Consider the following 15,854-nt stretch of genomic DNA (forward strand, 5'->3'; position numbering starts at 1 on the left):
AACGCGTCACAAGGGAGCAGTCGGCCGTTCACGGCCAGGGACCGCTTCGGCCTCCGGGGACTCCAGGGACGACGGCCCGGCCTTCGCGGCGGCCACGGGTGCTGTCATCGCGGGCGGGGGCCCCGCCACCACAGGCGTCGCCCCCGCCGTCACCGGTGTCGATCCCGGGAGCGGCTCCCACCCCACCGCTCCGGCCGGCCCGGCGGTGAGGGCCGGGTCGCCGTTGAGGATCCGCTGGTGCAGGGCCGACAGCTCTCGGCCGGGGTCCAGGCCCAGTTCGTCCACGAGCCGTGCCCGGGCCTGGTCGTAGGCGCCGAGCGCGTCGGCGCGGCGCCCGGTCCGGTGCAGGGCGAGCATGAGGAGTGCCCACAGCCGTTCCCTCAGCGGCTGTTCCACGACCAGGGCGCGCAGTTCGCCGATCACCTCGGCGTGCTCCCCGCACGCCAGCCTCGCCCGCAGCCAGTCCTCGACCACGGCGGGCCGGACCTCCTCCAGCCGGGCCAGGTCGGCCTCTCCGGAGCCGTACAGCAGCACGTTCTCCAACGGCTGACCACGCCACAGCCGCAGCGCCCGGCCGAAGTACGGTGCCGCGTCCGCGGGACACCGCTGCCGCAGTGCGTGTCTGCCCTGCGCCACCAGCTCCTCGAAGACGGTCAGATCCAACTCGCCCGGGAGCACGGTCAGTTGATAGCCGCCCGGCCGCGTCCCCAGCCGTACGGCCCCGCCGGGGGAGTCCGCTCCGCCCTCCGCGGCGGACAGCAGCCGGCGCAGCCCGGTCACATGCGTCCGCAGATTGGCCACGGCCGACGTGGGCGAGCTCTGACCCCATACGACGTTGACGAGCCGGCGCACGCTCACGACCTGGTTGGCGGAGAGCAACAACCCCGCCAGCAGCGACCGTTGTCGTGCCGCCCGCAGAGGGATGACCTCACCCCCGCCGCCCCGTAGCTCCAACGGCCCCAGCAACCGAAACTCCACGGTGCCCCCTGACAGCCATGAATCCCGCGCCCCGGCTCCCAGCGTGACAGCACAGCCGCTGCCGACCTCACCGACCTGCGCTCGGTCACCCCAATGGTCCAGCGCGGGCGCCTCGGGACCGTGCGCCACGGCGCACACGCTCCGTATGCCACCTGTGCACTCTCTGTATCCATCCTCGGTGTGCTCTGTGGCTGTTCTGTATGCCGTTCCTCGCATGCTTGATGCCCGAGGACTTCCAAGGAGGGCTTTCATGCGATTCGGACTGATGCGCAGGGCGGGAGCGGTGGTCGCCGCTTCGGTCGCGGTGCTGGCCCTGACCGTTTCCACGGCGGACGCCACCGCCTTCAACGGGCGGGAAGCGGCGCGGCCGTCGGCGGCACCGGCCGTGCTGCCTGCGGGCAGCTTCGACGGCAAGTGGATCATGGATCAGAGCAACGCCCCGCACGTGAGCCTCTTCCTGGGCGCTCCCGACGGTGCCGGCAACTTCACCGGATTCGCCTCCTGGGAGGGCAACAGCGGGGACATCAACGGCACAATCACCGGAGACGACGTCGTCTTCTTCATCCACTGGAGCTTCGGGCACACCGGTCGTTACAACGGCCACCGCGGCCCGGACGACAGGTGGTCCGGCGTGACCGTCGACATCAACGACCCGGGCAGCCAGGCTACTTGGCTCGCTCGCCGGGGCTAGAGCCCGCACCCTCCTACCGCGAAGAACCCCAGGTCGTCGACCTGGGGTTCGTCACTCGGTGCCGGCGCGTTCCGGCCGGCCCGCGGTTCAGTGGTCGTCGGTGATGGTGGTCGCGATGCCGTTGCTGATCACGACCTCGGCGGAGAAGCCCTTCTTGGCGGCCGCCTCCAGCTGGGCCTCGGTGCACTCGACGCCGCCCTCGCCGCCCGGCCCGGTGTTCACGGCGTCGCAGATGTCGTCGTAGCCCATGATCTTGGTGTCGTCGGCGACGAGGAACTGCTGCTCGGTGCCCTTCATGTCGGAGACGGTGTACTTGCCCGGCGCCAGGAAGGAGACGTTGCCGAACCAGGTTCCGTTGACGCCCTTGCCCTTGTTGACGCCCTCGACGACCGACTCGTCGCGGCCGGAGGACGAGTCGGAGTCCGACCCGGAGGAGCCGGAACCGGAGGAGTCCGAACCGGAGCCGGAGCCCGCGTCCTGCTGGGCGGCGCGGCGCTCGGTCACCAGGGTCGCGGCGCCGTTCTTCATCTCCACGTCGGCGTTCACGGCGCCCTTCTTGAGGGCCGCCTCCAACTGGTCGAGCGTGCACGGCGCGTCCACCTTGGAGCCGGCGTCGCCGCATATGGTGCCGACGCCGTAGACCTCGGTGTCGTCGGCGACCCAGAACTGCTGGTCCTCCTTGCCCGGAACGGACACGATGTACTTGCCCGGGGCGAGATAGGTGACCTTGCCGTTCTTGAACGAGCCGCTGACGCCCTTCGAGTTCTTGGCGTTCTTGGCGTCGGACGCCTTGTCCGCGGCCACCGGGCTCGCGGTACCCGTCGGGCTCTTGCCGGACGAGCTGTCGTCGGTGCCGTTCTGGCAGGCCGTCATCAGCAGTCCGGCGGTGAGCGTGGCGGCGGTGGCGACGACGGCCCGGCGCAGGCGGCGGTTCAGCACGGGAGGTTCCTTCCGAGGGGCGGGGGGTGGCGGAGAGCCGGTGGCGTGTCCGCCGTTTCCCGCTCTGTGATCACTATGAGGCCTCCCTGGTCCCGCAGGTCACGCCTGTCCTCGCTTCAGAACAGCGCGGTCACACAGCCGTGACACAGCAACACATCGGCCGCGTACGCCACTTGGCGCCGTCGGCGGCTGGCGTTCCCGGGGGCCGGGGGCGGCCGGCCGCGTGCTCCCCGCGATCCGTGAACCCGGCGGGCTGTGGGGATTCTGGGCGGGTCCGCGCGAAGTCCGGTGAAGCGGATCACCGCCAAGTCCGTGCTGAGTACACTCCGTCACCTGGCAGAACGGACGGTTGTGGGGCGAGGGGTGGCGCGGTGCTGGTGACGCCGGAGGCCGGGGACAGGATCGCCGACCGGTATCTCTTGCGGGAGCCCATCGGCAGAGGCGGGATGGGCGTCGTCTGGCTGGCCTGGGACGAGCGGCTCGAACGGCGGGTCGCGGTCAAGTGCGCCCGCCTGGACGACGACCGGGCCGCGCGACGCCTCATGGGCGAGGCGCGCAACGCCGGGCGGCTGCACCACCCGAACATCGTGGGCGTCTTCGACTTCGTCGACGAGGGCGCCACCTGCTGGATCATCATGGAGTACGTCCCCTCGCGCAGCCTCGCCCAGATCGTGACGGAGAACGGCACGCTCACGCCCGAGGAGGCCGGATCGATCGGCTGCCAGATCGCGGCAGCGCTGGCGAAGTCCCACAACGAGGGCGTGGTGCACGGCGACGTGACGCCGGAGAACATCCTCGTCACCGACGAGGGCATCGCGAGACTGACCGACTTCGGGATCTCGCGGGCGCTGTGGAGCGACGTCACCCACAGCACGACGGGCGGTGTGCGCGGCAAACCCCGTTATCTGGCCCCGGAGTTGGCCAAGGGGAAGCCCGCGGGCGAGAAGTCCGACGTGTTCTCCCTGGGCGCCTCACTGTTCGCGGCGGTAGAGGGCCGCTCGCCGTACGGGGAGGCCGAACACCTCATGGCGTATCTGGCCCGGGCCGTCGAGGGACACATCGAGCCCGCGCACCGGGCCGGCCCGCTGGACGGGCCGCTCACCGCCCTGCTGGAGGTGGAGCCCCGGCGCCGGCCCGACGCCGCCATGGCACAGCGGCTGCTGACGCGCGCCGCACCCCCGCCCCCGCACGTACAGGAGCAGTTGCACGACAGCGGTACGCGGGGAGGTCACGGGGACCTCGGGTCCGGCACGCTCCGGCTGCCGCGACTCCCGCGCCGCGCGCGGGACTTCACGCCCTTCATGCTTCAGCCGCCACGGCCCGTACGCCGAAGCCGCCGCCGCCCTTTGGCGATCACGGCGGTGGCGCTGGTCGCGGCGGGCGCGATCACGGCCGGGCTCGTCCTCTTCGGACCGTGGGCCTCGAAGGACGAGGGCGACAAGGGCGGCCGTACCGGCGAGGCCGACGCGAAACCGCCGGCCACGGCGCGGGCCGGTGCCATCGGCGACGAGCGCACGGCGGACCCCTGCGGGCTGCTCGGCGCGGCCTCGCTGAGCCGCTTCGGCGGCACCGCGCTGGACCCCGACCACGGGGAGATCGACCGGTGCGACGTCCTGGTGCGCAACAACAGCGGTGACGACAACGCGGACGTCGAGGTCAACCTCGACTCGGACCGGGACGACTTCGTCGACGTCGTGTCCACCCGGCTGGTCGGCAGCCTCACGGTCGTGACGCTCAAGCGTGACGGGAGAGTCTGCGAACGGGCGGTCCTGACCACCGACGGCAAGCAGATCCGCGTCATCGGCAAGCAGCTCAACAAGGTGGCGCCCGACCCGTGCCAGCTGGCCGACGCCGCCTCCGACCGCGTCGTCGGTGTGCTGGCCGAGGGCCCGGTGCCCCGCCGTTCGTCGCCGCCGGCCGCGAACTCCCTGGCCCGGCTCGACACCTGCACGCTGCTCGGCGCCACCGAGCTCAAGCGGCTTCCGGGCGTCAAGGTGGACAACCGGGACCGCGGCTTCGGTTCCTGGAACTGCGACTGGTCGAGCGACGACGGCGACCGCGCGGTGGAGATCCAGTTCAGCCGGGACAACTCCCTGGACGCCGACGACGGAACGCCGGTGAACGTCGCCGGAACGAAGAGCTACTTCATCGCGGACGAGGCCGAGGACGACAGCTGCACCGTACGGACCCCGCACCGCACCTACCGGAACTCGGCCGGCGACCCCACCACCGAACTCTTCCAGCTGACCGTGTACGCCCCGCGGTCGACCGACCAACTCTGCGACACCGCAACGGAGTTCGCCGCTGTCGTCGTACGGAACATCGCGAAGCGACTGCCGGGGACGTGAGGGGACGTCAGGGGACGTCAGGGGGGACGTGACATGACCGAGCCGGGAATGGCGCGGAGAGGGCCGCGGGAGCGACGGCCGGGGGAGCGGCGTCCGGCGCAGCGGGGAATGCCCGCTCCGGGTGGCCGGTTCCTGCCCGCCACCCACGGGAGCCTCGCCCGGGGCGCGTCCGCGCCGCTGCCCGGCACCCTCTTCGCCCTCGCGCTGACCGGCGGCATGACGCTGGGCCCTGGGGACGGACGTGAGGTCCTCTTCGGCCGCAACCGGCCCGAGGTGCACGTGTGCATCGGTGAGGACGACCCCCAGCTCAGCCGCCACCAGGGCACGCTCACCCACCGGGACGGCCGCTGGTGGGTGAGCAACGCCGGGCGGCTGCCAATCCGCTGCGCCGGGGCCCGCCTGCTGTTCCGGGGCGAGGAGCCACTGCCGCTCGACTCCGGGTACACCCCGCTGTTCGTCGGCGGTTCCCGTGGCCGCGAGCACCTGCTGGAGGTCTTCGTCACCGGTCCCGAGGGCGAGCGGCCCCTGCCGCGGCACGGGGACGTCACCCGCCCGCCCCGGGTGTGGGTGCTGACCGAGCAGGAGAAGCTCGCCCTCGTGGTGCTCGGCCGGCGCTACCTGCTGCACGAACCCCGGCCGCAGCCGCTGACCTGGCGGCAGACCGCCGCCGAGCTCGCCGAGTCGCAGCCGTACGCGGGCTGGACGGACAAGCGCGTCGAGCACCTGGTCAACGGCGTACGCACCCGGCTGTCCCGCGACGGCGTGCCCTGGCTGACCCGCGAGGAACTCGGCGAGCCGGTGGGCAACGCCCTCAACGACAACCTGATCCGGGCACTCCTGACCACGACCACACTCGTACCGACGGACCTGACACTGATCGACTCTGCCTGAGCGGTCACCGCGGTCACTGCGGCCGCCCGCCGGGTGCCGGGAAGCACGGGACCGACCGCGCACGCGCCGGGGTCCCCACCCAGGGGTGGCACCGGCTCGTCCGCGGTCGCGCGGAGGTGCTCGATGGCGGTGTCGAGCGCTGCCTTGTCGGCGCGGGTGTGCCCCGCGCTGTTCCGGCAGCCGGACGACAGCAGTGCCGTACCGCTGGAAGGGCGTCCGGGCCGTGGCCACACACGGCCCGGACGCCCTTCGTCGTTGTGGCCTGTCTGTTGCACATGCCTACTCCGCAAGGCAGTTGACAACTCTTCATGGCACCTGCAAGGATTTGTTTGCAGGTAGAGGAGGGGCATGGAGCTTTCCGAAGTGACGGGTGATCGCCTGGTGCAGATCCTGGCCACGCTCGCCAACCCGCACCGGGTGCGCATCCTGGCGGCCCTGGCGGGCGGTCAGGACTACGTGAGCCGGCTGGCGCGCGAGCTGGGGATCAGCCGTGCGCTGCTCCAGGTCCACCTGCGCAAGCTGGAAACGGCGGGGCTGGTCACGTCGAGGCTCGTGTTGTCCGAAGACGGCAAGGCCATGAAGTACTACGACATCGTGCCGTTCTCGCTGCACCTCACACCCGAGGCCCTCGTGGCGGCCGCACTCTCTCTCACCACTGACCGAAGCCAAGGAGACCATCAATGAACCCCGTGCAGCTGGCCGCCGACGAAGGCATGATCTGGTCCTTCGGGTCCATGGGATTCATCCTCGCGTGCGCACTGCTGGTGATCTGGCCGACGATCGCCGTGTGGCGTGCCAAGTCCCAGGTGTCCAGGGAGAGCGACTACAGGAGCATCGCGGAGAAGGCGGTGCTGACCCAGCAGGACATGGAGCGCGAGCTGGTCGAGGTGCGGCTCCAGCTCAACGACATGAGTGACCGGGTGAAGTCCGTCGAGCGGGTGCTCAAGGACGTCGAGTGACCCGGCGCCACCCCGTTCTCCGCCCGTAGGGCTCGGCCCGCAGGCCCGCACCGCTCCCGGAGAGCGGTCTCCGCCCGCCGGAAGCCGGTGGCGACCTGGTGCTGGCGAACAGCGGCATCGTGGTCCGGCTGGTTCCGATTTATCGCCATGGTCGGATCTCCTCGCAGGTTCGGTCTGCCGCAGGCCGCGCTTCCGGCAGACCGCCTCACTGAACGACGGTTCGACCGGCGTGTCAGCGTGTGAGGTCGAACGTGGCGGCGCGGGGCACGAACGTCGTGTCCCCGTCCTCGGCCGTCGCCAGTGCCGAGACGTACCAGGTGCCCTCGGCCAGTTCGGCCGCCTCCCGCTTCGTGACCTTCAGGGTGTAGGTGCAGCGGGTGGTCTCGTCCGAGGTGCTCCGGCACTTGGCGCTCTCCACCGAGCGAAGGTCCGCCTCGGTCAGGTCGATCTTCGAACTCTCGGGCCAGACAATGACCTTGAGGCCCCGGATGCCCGAGTCGTCGCTCACGTCCACGGTGTAGGCCAACGAGCCCGCGCTGCCGTCGGACGGAGCCGTGTAGCGAGCCGAGCCGCGGTCCAGGGTCGGCGCCGTGGGGCTCGCCGCCAGGGCGGGGCCGCAGGCGGTCAGTCCGCCGAGAGTCGCGGCGCCGATGAGTGACGAGAAGAGAATGCGCTTGGACATGGGAGATCCCCCTGAATTCGTTGGAAAGTTGGGCCGGATACGCGGAAGAGCACGGAAGAACCGCTGGTAGAGCCGCTGGTGGAGCCGGTCTTGGAAGTGGTCGTAGAAGCGGTGGCCGACCGCGTTCTCGATGTGATCGAGCTTATGGCCGGGGGTATGGCGCCGTCCTCGCGCTGCGGGACGATTGGCGCGTCGAACCACAGGTAGAGACTCTGCAACCCAGGTAAGAGGCCGGAATCCGCCTCAAGCCGGAGTCGGGCCGTTCACCTGCGGCCATAGCCTTGATCCGCCATGAATCGAACCGACGACCGGCTGCTCCCGGTCCTGCTGATCTGTGCCCAGGCCGTGGTGTGGCCCGGGGCGCCGCTGGTGCGCGGGGCCGTCCCGGCCCCCACCACGGCCTCCCTTCTCGTGGCGGCCCTGGTCGCCGCAGTGGTGACGGCCGCGCTCGCCCTGCGCCGTACCCGCCCGGTGGTCACCCTCGTCGTGGTCGCCGCCGCCTGTGCGGTGGGTGCCGGGCCGCTGCCCGCCGGGGCGATGGCGGTGCTCGGGACCGCGGGTGTCGCGCTGGCTCTGTTCACCGTGGCGACCGAGGGCGACACCTTCACCACCGTGTTGTGCGTGGTGGCGCTCGCCGTCTGGCAGCTCCGGCAGGGCATCAGCCTGCACGGGCTCAGCGACCGCGACGGGCTCGACCTCGTCCTGACCGCTCTGCTGTACACCGCCGCGTGCGGCGCCGGCCTGCTCGTACGGCGAACCCGTCGCGCACGGCGAGCCGCCGAACAACTGCTGAAGCGGGCCGAGTCCGAGCGCCACCGGCTCCCGGCGGTCGAACGGCGGCGTATGGAAAGGGAGTTGCACGACATCAGCGCCCACCATCTGACGGCCGTGGTGGTCACTGCGGGAGCGGCCCTCGGGTTGGGCGACCGCCGTCCCGAACTGGCCGAGGAGGCACTGGAGTTCGCGGTCGGGACCGGCCGCGAGGTCACCCGCGCGCTCGGCGCGGTACGAGCGCCGGCGCCCTCCCGCGGAGATGTGCCAGCACCGGAGGAACGGCTGCTGGACCTGGTCGCCGGGTTCCGGCGCCTGGACCAGCGGGTGGACTGCGAGATCGACCCCCTGCCGGACGGCGCCGTCGCGGACGCGGCGTACGGCATCGTGCGCGAGGCGCTGACCAACGTGGCACGGTATGCCCCCGACGCGCATACGAGGGTGCTCTGCCGGTACGGCGACACCCGCACCGACGTCCTGGTCACGAGCACGGCCCCGCCGGCCGGCGCCGTGGCGCACGGTGCGGGACTCGGCGGCGGACGCGGGCAGGGCTTCCTGCGCTCCCGGGCACGGGAGGCGGGCGGCACGGTGCACAGCGGCCCGACGGCGGAGGGCGGTTGGGAGGTACGGGCGGTACTGCCCGGTCGGACGGCCACGACGGTGGAGCCGTCGGCGCCGAGGAGCTACCGCGCGGCGCAGCTGGTGGCGGCGGCAGGCCTGGTCCTGCAACCGCTGCTCCCCACGCTGATCATCCGGGCCGAGGACGCATCGAGCGCGACGCGGGTGTCCGCGGGTGTCTTCTTCGCCCTGCTGGCGGCGGGCCAGGCGGTGGCCCTGCTGTGGCTGCGGAGGGCTCCGCGGACGGCGTACGGGATGCTGCTGGGGCTGGCGCTGCTGTGGCCGGTGGCGATGGCGGTGGGGAACTACAGCGGCCCCGTCCTCCTCCCGCCCGCGCTGAGCCTGTTGGCCACGTGCGCGGCCCTCGCGATGCAACCGACCCGAACGACAACGCCCCGAAAGGAACGCGGAGTTGTATCGAAACGCGGCTCCGCCGCGAGGGAGGTCCCCCATGAGCGGGGGAGCGACCATCCCCCACCGGCCCGCGACCACGTCACGACCGTTCTCCTCATCACGGTGCTGGTGCACGCCGCGGCCGCCACCGCCGCGGTTCTGGACCGGGGCACGGCCGCTCCCCTCTGGACGGTCGTCGCGGGAACCACGGTCGGCGCAACCCTCACAGGCACCGCGGCTCACCTGGCCGGAGGCCTGCGCACCCGGCGCCGGCAAGCCGACCGCCGCGCCCACGACGAACGCCTCGCCGCCTGGACCGGGGAGGCCGTCCGCGACGCCTGGACCGAGCGCCGCCGCATCGCCGCCGGTCTCGAAACCACGGTGCTGGCCCGCACCGCCGACATGGTCGCCGAGGCGGAGGCAGGCCGGCTCGACGCGACGGCGGCCCGCGCCCGCGAGGCCCTGGCCGCGATGCGCGCCCTGCTCGACACCGTCCCGGTGGGCGAGAGCGGGCCCGAACTGCGGCCGCAGCCCACCCTCCAGGCGCTCGACCTGCTCGCCCACCAACTCCGGGCCACCGGCCGGGACATCGAGATACGGCTGACCGACCGCGTGCCGGAACAACTGCCCACCGCCGTCGACCTGGCCGCCTACCGCGCCGCCGAGACGGTGCTCGCGGCCGGCGGCGAGGAGCCCGCGATACTCGAACTCGACGTGGACGACGATACGTTGACACTCACAGCCACCGGGGTGCCCCGCGCCGCCGACCCGGCCGTACGGGAGCGGCTGACCACGCGGATCGCGGCGCTCGGCGGCACCCTGACCACCGGCCCGCAGGGGACGGTCCGCCTCCGGCTGCCGCTCGCCGACGCGCCGGACACCCCGGACAACGAAGAGAGACACCGATGAGCCTCAACGTGCTGGTCGTCGACGACCAGGGCATCGTACGGGCGGGGTTCGCCGCCGTGATCGACGCCGAGGAGGACATGACGGTCGTCGGCGAGGCCGCCGACGGCGCCGCCGCGGTGCGGCTCGCCGACGAACTGGCTCCCGACGTCGTCGTCATGGACGTACGCATGCCCGAACTGGACGGCATCGCCGCCACCCGCATCATCACCGGACGCCAGGACGCGCCCCGCGTCCTCGTCCTGACCACCTTCGACCTCGACGCGTACGTCTTCGACGCGCTGCGCGCCGGCGCCTCGGGCTTCCTCCTCAAGGACGTGCACCCCTCCCAACTGCTGCAGGGCATCCGGGAGGTGGCGGCCGGCGAGAGCGTGCTCGCCCCGTCCGCGACCCGCCGCCTCATCGGCCACTACGCGTCCGGACCACCCGCCGCCGTCCCGGCCGGGAGCGCCCCCGAACTGGACAGCCTGACCGGCAGCCAGCGGGGCGTCCTCACCCTGGTCGCGGCCGGACTCACCAACACGGAGATCGCCGAGCAACTCGGCATCACCGTAGGCACCGTGAAGTCCCACGTGAACGCGCTGCTCCGCAAACTCGGCCTGCGCGACCGCGTACAGGCGACGATCCTCGCGTACGACCTCGGCCTCGCCCGCCCGAACCCGCCCGGCACCCACCTCTGACCACCACCTCTGACCACCACCTCTGACCAGCACCTCTGACCCCCGCGGCCGACCACCCGGTCGCAACAAAGGAGTCCATCCCCATGACCGGCACCGATAGCGATACCGATACCGATTCCGGTCGATCCGTCCTCCGCCGACTGCGCGACCACGTCGGCGCCGTCGGCCTCGCCTACCTCGGCGTCTGTGCCGTCCTGCTCGTATGGGCGCTGGTGGTGACCGCCGGCGAAAGCACGGACGCGTCCGTGGCCGGCGTCATCCCGCTCCTCGCCACCGCCCCCGCCAGCCTCGTACTCCTCGTGCTGCCGGACAACAGCCTCATACTCATCCCCGCCATCGCTCTCGGGGCGGCGGTCAACGCCGCGATCATCGGCTGGTGCACCCGCGCACTGCGCCGCGGCGGTCGCACGGACCAAATGGACTGAGCGGAATCGACGAAGTCCGGTGCGGCGCAGCCGCGACCTCCATGGGCGCTTTTCAGGTGTTCACGAAGATGCGGTCCAAGTGGTGGTGGAGGACCCTGACTGCCGCCTCCGGCTCGCGCTGGCCCACGAGGACGCTGGTTCCCATGGCCGCTGCCGCTGCCGCAGCGGCAGCGGCGTCCGGCCCCAGGCTGCGGCTGTCGGAACACGACAGCCGCAGCCCAGGACGTGGACAGCCGGGCGTCAGGACGTGGGAACGCCTGCCTGGGCGGCGAGGCGGTCCGGGTTGGTGGTGAGGCCGTCGTAGCGGATGCTGTTCCAGAACGAACACTGGTGCCGGTCCGCGTACACCTTGGACTTCAGGGCCCGGCTGTCATCGCCGGGGAGCAGGGACATGTACTTGCCGCTGCGGTACGACGGCCAGGCCGCCAGCCCCGCGGTCGTGGGGTTCGCGTGCTTCACGAACGCACCCCAGTAGCGCACCATCGCCGTCGACAACTGCTGTTGCTCCGGAGTCAGCAACTTCGAGGTCTCCATGGGCCACAGGTAGCCGAGCTCGCTGGCATGGGGGGCGCCGGAGTCGAAGCCGGCCGGGGTCTTCGCGAGCGTCGGCGGGTGCGGGTCGTCGAACTCGTAGAAATACGTCCTCGGTTGCCGAGTGGCGAACTGAGCCGTGAGGTTCTGGTACTGGCAGCCGCCCAGCCCGTAGAAGACGCTGCTGTCGCCCCACAACGCGCTGATGGCGTACGTCGCGGCGTACGGACTGTCGTAGGCGCTGTAGGGGTAGCGCGCGAGTACGGCGTCGGCCTGCCTTCCGAACTCCAGCCCGACCGCCCGCTCGTACTGGTCCTTCGTCGCCTTCGCGAACGGAAGTGCCCATTGGCGCACCTCGTCGCGGGTGCTGCCGATGAGGAGGGGGACGTTGTGGATCCGGCCGGTTCGTACGGCGACGCTCGGCGCGAGGGGCAGTTCGGGAACCCCGGAGACGGGAAGGGGACCGGTCAGGATGCCGCCGACGAATCCGCCGCCGGCGGCCAGCAGTTCGTTCGCCGGTTTGGCCCGCAGACAGGACACGCTGGTCGCCGGAACGGAACAGCCCGCTGCCGCGGCGTAGTCCTTGCCCTTGGCAGTGGACTGGGCGACCGTGAGGCTCGGGCACCCGCCGCTCTGGATGATCGCACCGGCGAACAGGCCGCGCGCCGGCGGCGAGGACAGCAGAGCGCAGACGGAGTGGCCGCCGGCCGATTCACCCGCGATGGTCACGCGGCCCGCGTCCCCGCCGAAGGTACCTATGTTGCGCTGCGTCCAGCGAAGCGCCGCCTCCTGGTCGAGCAGGCCGTAGTTGCCCGCACCCTGTTTGCTCAGCCCGGGCATGCCGAGGAAACCGAACACGCCCAGCCGGTAGTTGATCGTGACGACCACGACGTTGTCGGTCTTCGCGATCTGCGAGCCGTCGTAGAGGTCACCCGCACCGCCGGAGAAGCCCCCGCCGTGGATCCAGAACAGCACCGGCAGCGGGCGGTTCGTTCGCCGTTCGGGGGCGTAGACGTTGAGATACAGGCAGTCCTCGCTCATGCCGGGGCCGGTGCCGGCGGACGACTGCAGGCAGCGCGAGCCGTATGCGGTGGCCGACCGCGGGCTCGACCAGGCGGAAGCGGGCGCGGGAGGCTGCCAGCGTTTGTTGCCGACCGGTGGCGCGGCGTACGGGATGCCGAGGAACCGGTCGACGCCGTCCGCCGTGGCCCCCGCGACCGTGCCTTTGTCGGTGGAGATCGTCAAGGAGCGAGGGGCCGCGGATGAAGGGACCGCCGATGCGACGGTCAGCAGGACGAGCAGACTCACAAGAGCCGCAAGTTGTCGTCGGACGATGGAGCGCACTGAACCTCCCGAGAGGCAGGAACGAGCGGGAAGGCCACATGCTCCGTCTCGGACTACGGGCGTGCAACGCCGCCAGTCCGCTCAACGGACTCCGTGGGGCGGCGGCCCGGTCCACGTCCTCGGCGGTGCCCCGGGCCACATCTCAGCGGCTTCTTGGGGCCGCCGGGGAGGAAGTCCCGTACCTGTGCCGTGAGTTCGTGGTTCCGCAGGTTCGTGGTTCCGCAGGTTCGTGGTCATGATGTGCGGCTCTCCTCGGTCGTCGTCCGGCAGGTCGGTTCAGGAGCATCAGTGCCATCGCGGCGGCCGTGGCCGGCCCGCCGATCCGGGCGAACGGCCGCGGAGCCAAGGCCCAAGGCACCGCCCCGAACCGGGCCACGGCCCACAGCGCGACCACGGCGACGGCGCCCACCGTCCAGCCGTACGACGCCGGTTGCCCGTACCCCTGCCCGTGTCCGAGGTCGTGCCCCATGCCCCCGCCGAGCACCGCCCGCCACCGCACGACATGCGGCCCGGCTCGGGAAGCGACGGCGCTTGCTGAACCGAACAGCCTCTGACCTGGCTGTATACGCTCCGGCTCTGGCTCTGGCTCGGCGCTCGGAAGCGCGGGATCGCACTGTTGCCGACCGTGGTCCACCGGTGTACCGGTCTCATGGGCACGCGTGTACCGGTCTGCTGGGCACGCGACGGGCACGCCGTCGATCGGGCCGACCGGACGCCACTCCGTCATACGGAGCTGCGCGGCACCGTCACCACGTGCTTGCCCACGACGCCGCCGCGCTCGAACGCCTGCTGGGCCACGGCGATGTCCGCGAGCGGGTACACGCTGTCGATCACCGGGCGCAGCGAGCCCGACGCGACATGGTCGGCCAGGTCGCGCAGCACGGCGGTCTCGGGGTTGGCGCTGAAGGTACGGATGCGGCGGGAGCCGTGCACGCTCGACGCGGCGATCGCGCCCAGGGCCGACGCGGACAGCCCGACGGTGACCATCCGGCCGCCCTTGGCCAACCGGCTCCGGTAGCAGTGCAGTTCAGTGCCGACGGTGTCGACGATGACGTCGAAGGGCCCGATCTGGTCCGAGGTGGTGGAGCCGTAGTCCAGGACCTCGTCGGCGCCGAGGTCGGTAAGGAGTTCGGCGTGCCGGTCGCGGGCCAGCGCGGTCACATGGCCGCCCATGGCGTGCGCCAGTTGGACGGCGGCCGTGCCGACCCCGCCGGCCGCGCCCCGCACGAGGACCCGTTCCCCGCCCGCGAGTTGCACACTGTCGCGCAGCGCGATCAGCGCCGTGGCGCCCGTGACCACCAGGGAGGCCGCCTCGACCGACGAGAGGTCGGCCGGGGCGGGCGCGACACGGTTCGCGGAGACCACGACGTACTCGGCCGCCCCGGCGATGGCGTGCCGCTGCCGGGGATGCACCATGCCCCACACCCGGTCCCCGACGCGGTGGTTCTCGACACCGGCGCCGGTCGCGGCGACGGTGCCCGCGAAGTCCAGGCCCACACCGATCGGGAAGCGGCGTCCCGACATCATCTTCACTTCGCCCGAGCGGACGACCACGTCGTGTCCGTTCACGCTGGTCGCCTCGACCGACACCAGCACTTCACCCGCGCCGGGAGCGGGGCGCTCCACGTCGTTGATCCGCAGTACGTCCGAGGTACCGAAACTCATGATCTGAACGGCCTTCATGGCGCTGTCCTTCCGTGACCGGTTGTGGTGTGTCCGATGGTGGACCCCGCACGCGGAATCACGGTCGTTCTCCTTTTCCTGGGTCTGGCAGACCCACCCTCGCGGGCCGCGCCGGCCGCATACTGGCGTCGTGACCGACTCCTCCCACGCCATGAGCGACGATCCCCGACGCGAACTCGCCGACTTCCTGCGCACCCGCCGAACCCGGCTGCGCCCGCAGGACGTCGGCCTGGAGCCCGGCCCGCGACGGCGTGTCGCCGGGCTGCGGCGGGAGGAACTGGCGCTACTGGCCGGGGTGAGTTCGGACTACTACCAGCGCATGGAGCAGGGACGCGACGTACGGCCCTCCGAACAGGTCCTCGACGCCGTCGCCCGCGCCCTCAACTTCTCCGCCGAGGAGACCCGCCACCTGCACAGCCTCGCCGTCGCCGCGCGTTCCCCGGCCCAACTGCCGCGTTCGTACGAGCCGGAGGAGGTACCGGACACCACGGTACGACTGCTGCGTACGATGCCCTCGCCCGCGCTGGTCGTGGGCCGTTTCCTGGACGTGCTGGCCTGGAACCCGCTCGGCGGCGCCCTGTTGGGGGACTTCACCCGGCAGCCGCAGAGGGAGCGGAACCTGCTGGCGCTGTTCCTGCGCCCCGAGGCCGACCCGGCGTGCCCGAACCGGGCGGCCACCGTCGCGGAGCTGGTCGGGATGCTGCGTACGCAGGTCGCCGCCGATCCCGGCCACCCGCGCGCGGTGGAGCTGGTGGGTGAACTCGCGGTCCGCAGCGACGAGTTCGCGGCGCTGTGGGCCCTCCACGACGTCGAGGAACCGACCCGCGGCCAGATGCGCCTCAACCACCCCCGGGTCGGCGAACTGAACCTGGACTGGGACGCCTACCCGATACCGGGCAACCCCGGCCCCGTGCTCCTGGTCTGCACCGCCCCCGAGGACACCCCCGACGCCGAAAGACTCCAACAGCTCGCCGGCCTGCTGGGCACCCCTTGACCCACCACTCTTTGGCCTGCG

Annotated in this window: 14 protein-coding genes; 9 read left to right on the plus strand and 5 right to left on the minus strand. The window is 71.7% G+C overall.

Translation table 11 applies throughout. The features are described from left to right. Positions 1-6: 6 nt before the first annotated feature. Complete coding sequence (locus ACH4YP_RS11710) at positions 7-978, minus strand: AfsR/SARP family transcriptional regulator (RefSeq protein WP_361057946.1); 972 nt, start codon at positions 976-978, stop codon at positions 7-9. A gap of 250 nt (positions 979-1,228) precedes the next feature. Between ACH4YP_RS11710 and ACH4YP_RS11715 the strand changes: the two genes are divergently transcribed. Beyond that, the gene (locus ACH4YP_RS11715) at positions 1,229-1,669 is read left to right on the plus strand and encodes a hypothetical protein (protein WP_361057948.1); all 441 of its coding nucleotides are present in this window, start codon (positions 1,229-1,231) and stop codon (positions 1,667-1,669) included. 87 nt (positions 1,670-1,756) lie between these two features. On the opposite strand, the gene ACH4YP_RS11720 is transcribed toward ACH4YP_RS11715, so the two are convergent. Further along, entirely contained in the window at positions 1,757-2,608 is an 852-nt protein-coding gene (locus ACH4YP_RS11720) for a hypothetical protein (protein WP_361057950.1), read from the minus strand. Positions 2,609-2,979: 371 nt separating this feature from the next. Between ACH4YP_RS11720 and ACH4YP_RS11725 the strand changes: the two genes are divergently transcribed. The 4 genes from ACH4YP_RS11725 (at position 2,980) to ACH4YP_RS11740 (ending at position 6,806) form a co-directional block, all read left to right on the plus strand. Then, the gene (locus tag ACH4YP_RS11725) at positions 2,980-4,956 is read left to right on the plus strand and encodes a serine/threonine-protein kinase (RefSeq protein ID WP_398490412.1); all 1,977 of its coding nucleotides are present in this window, start codon (positions 2,980-2,982) and stop codon (positions 4,954-4,956) included. A 33-nt stretch (positions 4,957-4,989) separates the two neighbouring features. Continuing rightward, positions 4,990-5,847 carry an FHA domain-containing protein gene (locus tag ACH4YP_RS11730; protein WP_361057954.1) on the plus strand — a complete coding sequence of 286 codons (858 nt, stop codon included), beginning with the start codon at positions 4,990-4,992 and terminating at the stop codon, positions 5,845-5,847. Positions 5,848-6,195: 348 nt separating this feature from the next. Then, the gene (locus ACH4YP_RS11735; RefSeq protein ID WP_361057956.1) at positions 6,196-6,531 is read left to right on the plus strand and encodes an ArsR family transcriptional regulator; all 336 of its coding nucleotides are present in this window, start codon (positions 6,196-6,198) and stop codon (positions 6,529-6,531) included. Further along, positions 6,528-6,806, plus strand: a complete 279-nt coding sequence (locus tag ACH4YP_RS11740; RefSeq protein ID WP_398490413.1) for a hypothetical protein — start codon at positions 6,528-6,530, stop codon at positions 6,804-6,806. The genes ACH4YP_RS11735 and ACH4YP_RS11740 overlap by 4 nt, the downstream gene beginning before the upstream one ends. A gap of 232 nt (positions 6,807-7,038) precedes the next feature. On the opposite strand, the gene ACH4YP_RS11745 is transcribed toward ACH4YP_RS11740, so the two are convergent. After that, complete coding sequence (locus ACH4YP_RS11745; RefSeq protein WP_398490414.1) at positions 7,039-7,488, minus strand: DUF5707 domain-containing protein; 450 nt, start codon at positions 7,486-7,488, stop codon at positions 7,039-7,041. Between the two features lie 291 nt (positions 7,489-7,779). Between ACH4YP_RS11745 and ACH4YP_RS11750 the strand changes: the two genes are divergently transcribed. The 3 genes from ACH4YP_RS11750 (at position 7,780) to ACH4YP_RS11760 (ending at position 11,281) form a co-directional block, all read left to right on the plus strand. Beyond that, positions 7,780-10,179: a histidine kinase gene (locus tag ACH4YP_RS11750; protein WP_398490415.1), complete on the plus strand. Its 2,400-nt coding sequence runs from the start codon at positions 7,780-7,782 to the stop codon at positions 10,177-10,179. Continuing rightward, the gene (locus ACH4YP_RS11755; protein ID WP_398490416.1) at positions 10,176-10,856 is read left to right on the plus strand and encodes a response regulator; all 681 of its coding nucleotides are present in this window, start codon (positions 10,176-10,178) and stop codon (positions 10,854-10,856) included. Before ACH4YP_RS11750 ends, ACH4YP_RS11755 begins: the two co-directional genes overlap by 4 nt. A gap of 83 nt (positions 10,857-10,939) precedes the next feature. Next, a complete protein-coding gene (locus tag ACH4YP_RS11760) occupies positions 10,940-11,281 on the plus strand; it encodes an SCO4225 family membrane protein (RefSeq protein WP_361057966.1) in 342 nt (113 codons plus the stop codon). A 240-nt stretch (positions 11,282-11,521) separates the two neighbouring features. On the opposite strand, the gene ACH4YP_RS11765 is transcribed toward ACH4YP_RS11760, so the two are convergent. Beyond that, positions 11,522-13,057 (minus strand): carboxylesterase family protein, encoded by a 1,536-nt coding sequence (locus tag ACH4YP_RS11765; RefSeq protein ID WP_361057968.1) that lies wholly within the window; start codon positions 13,055-13,057, stop codon positions 11,522-11,524. Positions 13,058-13,879: 822 nt separating this feature from the next. Continuing rightward, positions 13,880-14,839: a zinc-binding alcohol dehydrogenase family protein gene (locus ACH4YP_RS11770; RefSeq protein ID WP_398490417.1), complete on the minus strand. Its 960-nt coding sequence runs from the start codon at positions 14,837-14,839 to the stop codon at positions 13,880-13,882. Positions 14,840-14,990: 151 nt separating this feature from the next. Here ACH4YP_RS11770 and ACH4YP_RS11775 point away from each other — a divergent pair, with 151 nt between their 5' ends. Next, positions 14,991-15,833: a helix-turn-helix transcriptional regulator gene (locus ACH4YP_RS11775; protein WP_398490548.1), complete on the plus strand. Its 843-nt coding sequence runs from the start codon at positions 14,991-14,993 to the stop codon at positions 15,831-15,833. The last annotated feature ends 21 nt before the right edge of the window (positions 15,834-15,854 follow it).

The organism is Streptomyces sp. NPDC020747, assembly GCF_044334695.1.
Lineage (GTDB): Bacteria > Actinomycetota > Actinomycetes > Streptomycetales > Streptomycetaceae > Streptomyces.